This is a genomic window from Clostridium sp. HCP1S3_C6 (assembly GCF_052066735.1).
Taxonomy (GTDB): domain Bacteria; phylum Bacillota; class Clostridia; order Clostridiales; family Clostridiaceae; genus Clostridium.
The window spans coordinates 1-11,461 of the sequence record NZ_JBQHRN010000046.1; the positions used below are offsets into that span (position 1 = coordinate 1).

General features: G+C 27.5%; 10 protein-coding genes, 5 tRNA genes, 2 rRNA genes, 1 pseudogene and 1 other annotated feature. Of the genes and pseudogenes, 1 reads left to right on the forward strand and 17 read right to left on the reverse strand.

Translation table 11 applies throughout. The annotated features are described in order from the left end of the window. Positions 1–255: 255 nt before the first annotated feature. From ACTNAO_RS12005 to ACTNAO_RS12015, 3 genes are all read right to left on the reverse strand, one after another. Complete coding sequence (locus ACTNAO_RS12005) at positions 256–762, reverse strand: GNAT family N-acetyltransferase (protein WP_441029339.1); 507 nt, start codon at positions 760–762, stop codon at positions 256–258. A 178-nt stretch (positions 763–940) separates the two neighbouring features. Further along, positions 941–1,031 (reverse strand) — tRNA-Ser (locus ACTNAO_RS12010). A gap of 37 nt (positions 1,032–1,068) precedes the next feature. Then, a tRNA-Ser gene (locus ACTNAO_RS12015) sits at positions 1,069–1,159 on the reverse strand. Between the two features lie 153 nt (positions 1,160–1,312). Here ACTNAO_RS12015 and ACTNAO_RS12020 point away from each other — a divergent pair. After that, positions 1,313–2,119 (forward strand): HAD family hydrolase, encoded by an 807-nt coding sequence (locus tag ACTNAO_RS12020; RefSeq protein WP_441029348.1) that lies wholly within the window; start codon positions 1,313–1,315, stop codon positions 2,117–2,119. Positions 2,120–2,302: 183 nt separating this feature from the next. Here the strand turns inward: ACTNAO_RS12020 and ACTNAO_RS12025 are convergent. From ACTNAO_RS12025 to ACTNAO_RS12090, 14 genes and pseudogenes are all read right to left on the reverse strand, one after another. Beyond that, positions 2,303–2,393: transfer RNA gene (locus ACTNAO_RS12025), tRNA-Ser, on the reverse strand. Positions 2,394–2,442: 49 nt separating this feature from the next. Beyond that, positions 2,443–3,514, reverse strand: a pseudogene (locus ACTNAO_RS12030) (MutS-related protein). Between the two features lie 365 nt (positions 3,515–3,879). Then, entirely contained in the window at positions 3,880–4,275 is a 396-nt protein-coding gene (panD, locus tag ACTNAO_RS12035; RefSeq protein WP_441029351.1) for an aspartate 1-decarboxylase, read from the reverse strand. Between the two features lie 17 nt (positions 4,276–4,292). Then, positions 4,293–5,138, reverse strand: coding sequence for a pantoate--beta-alanine ligase (gene panC, locus ACTNAO_RS12040; protein WP_441029354.1), 846 nt, complete (start codon positions 5,136–5,138; stop codon positions 4,293–4,295). A 12-nt stretch (positions 5,139–5,150) separates the two neighbouring features. Continuing rightward, positions 5,151–5,978 (reverse strand): 3-methyl-2-oxobutanoate hydroxymethyltransferase, encoded by an 828-nt coding sequence (gene panB / locus ACTNAO_RS12045; RefSeq protein WP_441029357.1) that lies wholly within the window; start codon positions 5,976–5,978, stop codon positions 5,151–5,153. A 2-nt stretch (positions 5,979–5,980) separates the two neighbouring features. Continuing rightward, positions 5,981–6,844 carry a Rossmann-like and DUF2520 domain-containing protein gene (locus ACTNAO_RS12050; RefSeq protein WP_441029360.1) on the reverse strand — a complete coding sequence of 288 codons (864 nt, stop codon included), beginning with the start codon at positions 6,842–6,844 and terminating at the stop codon, positions 5,981–5,983. 241 nt (positions 6,845–7,085) lie between these two features. After that, a complete protein-coding gene (gene serS, locus ACTNAO_RS12055) occupies positions 7,086–8,363 on the reverse strand; it encodes a serine--tRNA ligase (protein WP_441029362.1) in 1,278 nt (425 codons plus the stop codon). A gap of 69 nt (positions 8,364–8,432) precedes the next feature. Further along, positions 8,433–8,637: a binding site (T-box leader), on the reverse strand. Positions 8,638–8,707: 70 nt separating this feature from the next. Continuing rightward, entirely contained in the window at positions 8,708–8,947 is a 240-nt protein-coding gene (locus ACTNAO_RS12060) for a DUF1667 domain-containing protein (RefSeq protein WP_441029370.1), read from the reverse strand. Positions 8,948–8,955: 8 nt separating this feature from the next. Continuing rightward, entirely contained in the window at positions 8,956–10,338 is a 1,383-nt protein-coding gene (locus ACTNAO_RS12065; RefSeq protein ID WP_441029364.1) for an NAD(P)/FAD-dependent oxidoreductase, read from the reverse strand. A gap of 18 nt (positions 10,339–10,356) precedes the next feature. Next, positions 10,357–10,860: an HD domain-containing protein gene (locus tag ACTNAO_RS12070; RefSeq protein WP_441029367.1), complete on the reverse strand. Its 504-nt coding sequence runs from the start codon at positions 10,858–10,860 to the stop codon at positions 10,357–10,359. Between the two features lie 109 nt (positions 10,861–10,969). After that, positions 10,970–11,045 (reverse strand) — tRNA-Ala (locus tag ACTNAO_RS12075). A 5-nt stretch (positions 11,046–11,050) separates the two neighbouring features. Beyond that, positions 11,051–11,127, reverse strand: a tRNA-Ile gene (locus tag ACTNAO_RS12080). A gap of 7 nt (positions 11,128–11,134) precedes the next feature. Next, positions 11,135–11,251 (reverse strand): 5S ribosomal RNA (rrf, locus tag ACTNAO_RS12085). A 101-nt stretch (positions 11,252–11,352) separates the two neighbouring features. Next, a 23S ribosomal RNA gene (locus ACTNAO_RS12090) occupies positions 11,353–11,461 on the reverse strand; the annotation flags it as partial.

Consider the following 11,461-nt stretch of genomic DNA (forward strand, 5'->3'; position numbering starts at 1 on the left):
TGCAAATTCTTTTGGTTTATAATTTTTACTCAAATATAATCACCCCTAAATATATTATATTACATTTGATTATATTTGAATATATTTTTAATAACTATTAATAATCTCCTAAAATTTAATATTACATTATCTATTTTACTATTATAGTTTACATAATAAAAAAGCTTATGCAAACTCCCCCCGATTTACATAAGCCTTTTGTTATATATAATTATATTTATTCTGTGTAATAAATATAAATTATATCTTCCTTTATTATGAACACTTTCTTTCATAATACTTGTAATTGTCATTTATAAGCTCCATTTTCATTATATCTTCCTTTATACTTTTAAAATCTGCAAATTCACTTATTACAAATCCACAAGTATTATAACAACTTATAGCACTTTCATTATTCATTTCAACTTCTAATGTTATGCTTTTAGCATTTTTCACTGCAAATAAGTGTTCTTTAATAAGATTAATTACTTCTTTTCCATAGCCTCTATTTCTGAATCTTTCCCCTATAGTTATTCCAAACTTATAAATATCATTTTCTTCTTCTATGTATGTTGCAAACCCTACCAACACGTCTTTTTCATTAATTATTGACAGACAAGTTAATGGACTACTTAATATCTTGTTAAAATTATCATAAATATATTTTTTATGTTTATTATATTCAACTTTATTTTTAACAGTCTCCTTGTAAATATCCATTATCCTATTTAAATCATATTTTTCTGTTAACCTCAGATAAACATTATCACCCTTAATCATAAAAATTCTCCCCTTTTTATATGTTCTTTGCAAACCTTTTCAACCACAAATTTATTATACCACACTTTTGTAAATTTTGATAATAAATTTATAAAAATAAGTAAATTTTATTAATAATTGATTTATTGTATTAATTTTTAAAACAAAAAAACATCTAAGTAAAATACTTAGATGCTTTTGGCGGAGGATCCGGGATTTGAACCCGGGCGCCAGTTGCCCGACCTACGCCCTTAGCAGGGGCGCCTCTTCAGCCACTTGAGTAATCCTCCAAATGCCCTCTAAAAAATAGAGTATATAAAATTTAAATGGCGGAGAGATAGGGATTCGAACCCTAGGTACCCGCAAAGGTACGCCGGTTTTCAAGACCGGTGCCTTAAACCAACTCGACCATCTCTCCGTACAACTTACGAAATTTATTATATCAATGACAAAAAACATTGTCAACCTTTTCTTTTAATTTTTTTCACTTTTTTTTATTTTATATTTTACGTAATATATACATTCATTTGTTATAATATATTTACTAACAATTAAGAAAGGAAAATTATATATGAATTTATATATATCAGATTTAGATGGAACACTTTTAAATGATGATGCAAAGTTGTCAAAAACAACTATAAAATTGTTAAATAAAGCAATAAATAAAAATATTAATTTCACAATAGCTACTGCTAGAACACCTGCTACTGTATGTGACATTATGAAAGATATAAATTTAAAAATTCCTGCAATATTAATGAATGGTTCAGTAATATACGATGTTAAAAATAATCATTATATTAAATATAATGAACTTTCAAATGATATAGCACTAAAAATAATACAACTACTAAAAAATGAAAATATAAATGCCTTTGTATACACTATAAAAAATGATTTTCTAAATGTATATCATAATAAATTAATAAAATCTTATGAAATTAACTTTTTTAATGAACGTTCAAATAAAACGAGATACAAAAAATTCATTGAAAGTCCTGTGCCTAAAAATTCTAATATTTTATACTTTACTATTCTTGAAAAAGAACAAGTAATAAACAATTTGTATGATAAACTTAAACTTATTGATAATATTAATATTACCAAATACGAAGATCACTACAATAAAGGACTTTTTTATATGGAAATTTACAGCATAAAATCTTCTAAAGCCAACGGAATAAGCTATCTAAAAAGAACCTTTAACTATAATAAAATTATATCATTTGGTGATAATTATAATGATATTCCTATGTTTAATATTTCTGATTATTGCTATGCTGTAGCAAATGCTGTAAATTCACTAAAAGAAATAAGTACAGGAATTATTGATTCTAATATACATGACTCAGTAGCTAAATTTATCTTAAACTAACATTTCAAGTATAATTTTTAACCTATGCTATTGCTGATGCATGAGGTTATGACCAAGCAACATCTAATAAAAATAATTTGTTAATAACTTTTTTATGTATATTAGGTAGCTTATTCTTATTTAAATCTTGCAAGAAAAAATAATATAAAAAAAATCTCAGCAAAATTGCTGAGATTTTTTAAATGGCGGAGAGATAGGGATTCGAACCCTAGGTACCCGCAAAGGTACGCCGGTTTTCAAGACCGGTGCCTTAAACCAACTCGACCATCTCTCCATGACCACGTTGATTATTATATCAATACTTAAGGCACCTTGTCAACATTTTATTTTAAAAATTGTTTTTTAATATTTTTTAAAGCCTTCTTTGAACCTCTTTCTATATCATGTTCTAATTTTCTATCCTTAAAACTAATAAATAATTGACTTAAATCATATCTTTCCGGATACAAATCTTTTGCCTCTATTTCAAGCTTTATCCTCTTTTCATTTACTTCAATAAATTGATTATTATAAAGTACTGTAACATTGCCATACTTATCTACACCTTTATATATAATAGCACTTGAATTTTCTTCTAACAAACTAACTTTATCTCCTATAATGCTGCTCCTTCATTTGGCTCTGTACCACTTCCAATTTCATCAAATAATAAAAGTGTAGATTTATTACTTAATTTTATTATTTCAGATAATTCTTTTACATGAGATGAAAATGTACTCAAAGAATTTTGTACACTTTGATTATCTCCAATTGAAATAAATATATTATCAAAAATAGAAAATTCACTATTAACTTCAGCTTGAATATGAATTCCTGATTGGACTGCTAATGTTAATAACCCTATACTCTTTAAAACTACAGTTTTTCCTCCAGCATTAGGTCCTGTAATAATAATCCCCCTATATTGTTTACCTATTTCTAAATTTAATGGTACTGCATTTTCTATTAATGGGTATACCCCATTTATAATCCTTATATATCCCTTTTCATTTAATTTAGGCTTTATAGGTATTGTATACCTTCCATTTCTCTGACTTATAAAAAATTCTTGAATACATTCTTTATTTGAAGGATTTCTTAAAAATCTTTCTAACTTTTCTTTAATATTTCCTTCACATATATCTATATGTCTTCTGATTTTCTTTAACTCACTACTGGCATTAGAATCAACTCTATTCCCCTTAATACATATATTAATTTCATCAACAATAAAATTTAATTCAGATAAATTTTTACCATATGCATAAAGTGTAGGTGCATATCCTTGTTTATTCTCAATAAATTTTTTTACCTTTATACAACCTCTAATTCCTTTCCAAGTCCAATAACACAATATTCCTTAACTTTTTCCTTTAATTTATCATAATGTAACTTTTCTAATACAACTTTATTCATTTTAAATCTCCTTAAACTTTTGCAAGCTAAAGAATTTAACTTAGATAGATTTTGTTTTTAAAAAAATAGCCATGGATAACCACAGCTATAATAATTAATTAAGGATATACTTATATAAATAACCTTAAATATTTTAAAATTTATAATTCTGTGCTTGCATCTTAATAATTTAAATAATTCCACAACAAATAAAGGTATACACCCCATATTTTTTAGAATTATTATTAACTTTTTATATTAAGATACTAGACACTCACACAAACGACCTCTCTTATAATTAAAATCTATCTTTATTACGTTATACTATAAATAATAATATGTTGCTATAATAAATTAATGCTCCACTTTATAAGTGGAGCATCTTTCTAATCTTGTTGATTTTCTAATCTTCCATGTTTTTCATATCTTGATATTCTTGATATTTTATTATCATCATCAACAAATACTACCTTTGGTTTATGATTTTTTGCTTCTTCACTGTCCATTTCACAATAAGCCATAAGAATTACTTTATCATTAACTTGCACACATCTAGCAGCAGCACCATTTAAACAAATAAGTCCTGATCCTCTTTCTCCTGCTATTGTATATGTTTCAAATCTACTTCCATTGTTAACATCTACTATTTGAACTTTTTCATATTCCATAATTCCAGCTGCATCTAAAAGATCTGCATCAACTGTTATGCTTCCTACATAATCAAGCTCTGCTTGAACTACTGTAGCTCTGTGTATTTTTCCTTTTAGCATTGTTATCATCATTTGGGAATCCTCCTAAATTATACTTCATAGATAAAGTTATCTATTAATCTTGTTTTTCCAATGTAAACAGCCATAGCAACTAAAACTGATCCTTCTATTTTATCTACATGTTCCATTGTTAATGAATTAACTGTTTCCACATAATCAATTTTAGCAAGTTTTTCTGTATTTATCATGTCTTCTATTATTTGTACTATTTTATTAGAATCCTTTTCTCCATCTTCTATAGCCTTTTTAGCAGCCTTCAACGATTTACTCAATATTGTTGCTGCTTGTCTCTCTTCCTTACTTAAATAAGTATTTCTTGAACTCTTAGCAAGTCCATCCTCTTCTCTAATTATTGGGCATCCTACTATTTCAATATCAATGTTTAAATCCCTAACCATTCTCTTTACCACTGCAAGTTGTTGTGCATCTTTCTGACCAAAATATGCTCTATCTGGTTTAACTATATTAAATAACTTTGATACAACTGTACATACACCTCTAAAATGTATAGGTCTAGTTTTACCGCAAAGAACTTTTGTTAAGTTATCCATATCTACATAAGTGCAGAAATCATCAAAATACATTTCTTCTTTTTCTGGATGGAATATAAGATTTGCACCTGCGTCTTCACATAAGGCACTATCCCTTTCTAAATCTCTTGGATAAGTAGCTAAATCTTCTGTTGGACCAAATTGAATTGGATTTACAAATACACTTACAACTACTCTATCATTTTCTTTTACAGCTCTTTCAATTAAACTTTTATGTCCCTCATGTAAATAACCCATTGTTGGAACTAAACCAACCTTTAAACCTTGCTTTTTCCATTCATTAACCTTTGTTCTTACATCAACAATTTTAGTTGCTATTTCCAATTTATTTCACTCCTAATATAATTTATTTATTACTTCATCGTCTATTTTAAAAGTATTTTCTTCAGCTGGAAATACTCCATCCTTAACTTCTGCTATATATGACTTAAATGCATCTTTCATTTGATCTCCAAGCTTTGCATATTGCTTTGCAAATTTAGGTACAAAATCTGAAAACATTCCAAGCATATCTTGATAAACTAAAACTTGTCCATCACATCCATTACCTGCCCCTATACCAATTGTTGGTATAGTTAATTTTTCAGATATAAGTTTTGCAAGTTTAGCTGGTACACATTCTAATACTACAGCAAATGCACCTGCTTTTTCAACTGCTTTTGCAGATTCTATTAATTTTCTAGCAGCTTCTTCACTTTTTCCTTGCACTTTAAAACCACCAAAGGCATTTACTGATTGAGGTGTTAAACCTAAATGAGCTACTACAGGAATTGAAGCATCTACTATTGCTTTAATTTGATCTACTACTTCTAAACCACCCTCAAGCTTTACTGCATTAGCTCTTCCTTCTTTCATAAGTCTTCCTGCATTTACAACAGCATCGTATACTGAAGTTTGATATGACATAAATGGCATATCTGCGACTACTAATGCATTTTTAACTCCTCTTGATACAGCTCTTGTATGATGTATCATATCTTCCATTGTTACAGATATTGTATCTTCATATCCTAAACATACCATTCCTAGAGAATCTCCAACTAATATAGAATTAACTCCTGCTTCGTCAATAAGCTTTGCAGTAGAATAATCATATGCTGTAAGCATTGTTATTTTATCTTTCTTTTCCTTTTGATCTTTAAATGTTAATACTGTATTTTTCATTTTTACTCTCCCATCACATTTTCTAATTCTGTATAATTTCTGTTTTTATTTTTTATTTTTGATATTTCAATAAGTCTCATTGATAACATTTTATAAAGCTTTTTCTCTTCATCATCTAAGCATAATAAATGTTTTTTTACAGTTTCTATATCACATCGCTCAATAGGACCTGTTAAACTATCTACTACCCCTTTTTCATGAATATTATTAATATTATTTGCTATAAGTGGATATAAAGCTTCATTTGCTTCTTTTTCATTAAAGCCACATTTAACTAAAAGATCTATACCCATCTTTATTAATGCAACAACTTGATTACTTACAACAACTGCTGATGCATGATACATATTTTTATTTTCTTTACTTATTACTTTTACTTTATTACCTAAAGATGTAAACATATTAATAAAATAATCCATATATTTTTGTGAACCTTCAATTGTTATAAAAGCTTTGTTTAATGTTTTATGAGAATTATATTTATCACTGAATGCGAATAACGGATGAATTGAATAACCATATGAATTATGATTCTCAATATTAGAAAAGACCTCTGATGATAATGAGCCACTACAATGGCAAATAATTTTATTATTTATTAGTTCTTTATTTATACTATCCCATATATATTTTATAATATCATCTGGAGTAGTAATAAAAATAATATCACTATTTTTTATTATTTCTTCTAATGTAGTAAAATAACTTGAATTTGTAAACATTGCAGCCTCTTTTGCTGAAGCAATGTTTTTACTATAATATCCTGATAAATTTAAGTTATTATCTGAAAAATATTTTCCAATAGAAAATCCAACTTTTCCAGCTCCAATAAACCCAAATTTATAATTTTTGAACTTAGAATCCATTATTTGTTATCACCTCCAAAACTAGAGTGCAATACTTTTTAACTATAAATAATAATCATCAAATTAATTGGTGCAGCTTTCTAATAAAATACCACCCAAAAGATAATGTATCACAATTATCTAAAAAACACAAATACAATTTGTACTAATATAAAATAAGAGCACATAATAAATTATTTACATGCTCTTATTTAAAATATTATAAAATTTTATAGAGTGTATTATAAAATTTTTAAATGAACTATTTTATTATTTCCATTCCACCCATATATGGTCTCAATTTTTCTGGTATATTAACAGTTCCATCTTCATTTAAGTTATTTTCAAGGAAAGCAATTAACATCCTTGGTGGAGCAACTACTGTATTATTTAATGTATGTGCAAAATATTTTTCCTTACCTTTTGATACACGTATTTTTAATCTACGAGCTTGAGCATCTCCAAGATTTGAACAACTTCCAACTTCAAAATATTTCTTTTGTCTTGGTGACCAAGCTTCCACATCAATAGATTTAACTTTAAGATCTGCTAAATCTCCAGAACAACACTCTAAAGTTCTAACTGGTATATCTAATGAACGGAATAATTCTACTGTGTTTTGCCATAATTTATCAAACCACATTTTGCTATCTTCTGGTTTACATACAACTATCATTTCTTGTTTTTCAAATTGGTGTATTCTATATACTCCTCTTTCTTCTATTCCATGAGCCCCTTTTTCTTTTCTAAAACATGGAGAATAGCTTGTTAATGTTTTTGGAAGTTCTTCTTCCTTTATTATTGTATCAATAAACTTACCTATCATTGAATGTTCACTAGTTCCAATTAAATATAAATCTTCACCTTCAATTTTATACATCATTTCTTCCATTTCATTAAAACTCATAACACCTGTAACAACATTGCTACGAATCATAAATGGTGGTATACAGTATGTAAATCCTTTATTTATCATAAAATCTCTGGCATAAGAAAGTATAGCTGATTGTAATCTTGCTATATCTCCCATTAAATAATAAAAACCATTACCAGCAACTTTTCTTGCACTGTCTAAATCTATACCATTTAACTTTTCCATTATATCTGTATGATATGGAATTTCAAAATCTGGAACTTTAGGTTCACCAAATCTTTCAACTTCAACATTTTCACTATCATCCTTACCTATTGGTACTGAAGGATCTATTATATTAGGAATAACAAGCATTCTTTTTCTTACTTCTTCTTGAAGTTTTGTTTCTTTTTCCTGTAATTCATTAAGTCTATCAGCATCTTTAGTTACTTGTTCTTTTAATTTTTGTGCTTCTTCTTTTTTACCTTGCCCCATTAATGCACCAATTTTTTTAGATACTGAGTTTCTGTTTGCTCTAAGTTCATCTGCTTCTGTTTGAACTTTTCTACTTTCAGCATCAAGTTCAATTACTTCATCTACCATTTTAAGTTTTTCATCTTGAAATTTCTTTTTAATATTTTCCTTTACTAAATCTGGATTTTCTCTTAAAAACTTTAAATCTAACATAAATATTCTCCCTTATATATACTTATATTTTTAATAATTTTTATAAATAAAAAAACTTCCACCCCAAAAAATTGGGACGAAAGTATAATATCCGCGTTGCCACCCTAATTGGTAAAATAGATTCATTTTACCCACTCAAAAAAATTAACGATTTCCCGTACTGCTCATCACAGTCCCTCCAAGGTGGATTCATAAAAAAACAAACATCAGTTTACACCAACCACTGACTCTCTTAAGATTGAATTAATACTACTAGCCTCTTCAACAGTTTACTTTATTTAAATACAATTATTACTATATTACACTTTATATATAATTGTCAATATATATAATATTTTTTATAATTATTTTTTTTCTTTTTCTATTGTTTTAGTACATATAATATCTACCCCTGTGTTTAAAACATTTCTACATATTACATGACCAATTTCTATTGGTGGACTAACATATAGTCTTGAAATTACCTTTGAAAATTCAATAAATAATGTTCTGTCAATTTCCTTACTACTCTTCACTGATACAACTTTATGTTTATCATCATCTTTTATTCTAATCAGACTTGTAAAAATATCTTTCATTATAATCGCCTCTTCTATACTTCATCAAATTCCTTTATTCTACTAACCCATATTTTTGATTCCTTAGAATCTTCAACTATCTCTGTTGGCATTTTGTCCATTTCTTTAGCAAGTATTTTTATTATCTTTCTAGAACAATATGTTCCAAAACAATTACCAAGTCCTGCACCTGTTCTTTTTTTTACCCCTTCAACAGTTCTAGCTCCTAATGGCCTTCTAATACTATCTACAATTTCTCCCTCAGTAACCTGATTACATATACATATCATATTTCCATATCTCTTATCTAAAGCTATTAATTCATTACGCTCACAATTTGTCATATCTTTAAATTTATAAAATTGCCTTCTTCTATCAACAAAATCTCTTTTTAAAGTAACACTACTTTGTTCAGCTATGGTATCTGTTATTGCCTTAGCTATTGCTGGTGCTAATGTTACCTTTGCATAATGACTTCCTGTAACTTTTATATATCCATCTTTAAGTTCACTATCATCAATAACCATTAAATTATTTTTTTTATTTGTAAAATTAATACATAGATATTTTTCATCCACATCATTTATAATTCTTCTTGATCTATTTATCTTTTCTTGTACAGTTAATTCACTATTATCCTTTACTGCAACTATGTTGCCTCCTTGCAAGCTAGGAATATTCATTACAAATTCTTCCTCATTACTTTCATTTATTATTATATTATTTAGAGAATTTTTCATATTTTCATCTATAATAAAATAATTCATAACTCTAAAAGAATCATTAAGTTCTTTATATTGTGAATCTTCATCACTTAAAACCGTATTTATAACAATTCTACATGAAAATTTATTTTTATTAGTAACTACTCTAAATCCCTTTTTATTTTTTTCGATGCTTAATACTTCTTCATCAAATCTAAAATTAACACCATTATCAGCAGCTATTTCACCATATGATATAGCTAATTCGTAAGGATTTATAAGTGAAACATTTTTTGAAAACATACCCATCCTATATCCATCTTTTAAGTTTGGTTCAATTTTCTTTATTTCATCTTTAGAAAGAAGAGATACATCATTAATTCCTTTTTTTAATGAGTTATCATACAATTCCCTTATTTTCTTTTCTTCTTCAGTAGTATATGCAACTCTTAATGCTCCTACATCCTTGTATTCTACATTAAATTTTTTGCAAGCTTCTTTAATTAATCTACTACCACCCATTTCTAATGTTGCCATAACATCATTACAAGTTTCAGAGCCATCATAAATTACTGATGTATTTATAAATGATATATCATCTACTATATCATAATTTTTTTCAATTAATGCAATATTAAAATTATATTTTGATAGTTCATAAGCAACTGCACAACCTACAATTCCTCCACCAAGTATTAACACATCGTAATCCATTGTTACCCCTCCTAAAGCTTAATTTTTATCATCCATCTCTTTTAGTATTTGTAAATAAATATTTTTATATGTTTCTTTTGAATGATGCATTTGTACTGCTTGTAAAAATTCTTTATCATAATTTCCTATATTTTTTAATAATTCATATGCCATTCTTCCATGATTATAATATACATCTATCTTCATATTATTATTAAATTTCTTAAGACCACCTTTAGTAACCTTATCTAATATAACCACCATACATTTATCAAATACACTTAATGATTTATTTATTTTTCCTATATCATGCAATAATGCAATTTTAGCCATTTTATTAGTATCTATTTTGTTTTTTATACTACTATTATTAATATATTCAATAGAATCTTTACATACCCTTATACTATGATGTTTTTCAGAAATATTTAATTTATTAAATAAACTAAGTTCATTTTCATTTAAATATTTTTTTAAAAAATCTCCATCTATATTTTTATATCTAGAAGTTATAGCCCATATAAGTTGTTTTATTCTATTCATATTAAACTTCACCTACAACTATATTTAATATATCATTTACATAATAATATTGCAATTTTACTAAAATATAAAACAAAAAAAGCTATGAATAAATTCATAGCTTATAATATGGTGGAGATAAAGGGATTCGAACCCTTGACCCCCTGCGTGCAAGGCAGGTGCTCTCCCAGCTGAGCTATACCCCCAAGAATGGTGGACCTTCAGGGACTCGAACCCCGGACCTACCGGTTATGAGCCGGTTGCTCTAACCAACTGAGCTAAAGATCCAAATTGAACCTGGCGACGTCTTACTCTCCCACACAGTCCCCCATGCAGTACCATCAGCGCTATAGAGCTTAACTGTCCTGTTCGGAATGGAAAGGAGTGTTTCCTCTACGCCATAATCACCAGATAATACAATAAGTATTATAATAGGTTCTTCCTGAATTGTCAACACCAATTTGAAAGATTTATTCTTTCAAAATTGCACATATACTTGCCTTCTTTGTTCATTTGGTCAAGCCCTCGACCTATTAGTATCAGTCAGCTTAATATGTTACCACACTTACACCTCTGACCTATCAACCTTGTAGTCTTCAAGGGGTCTTACTAGCTTATGCTA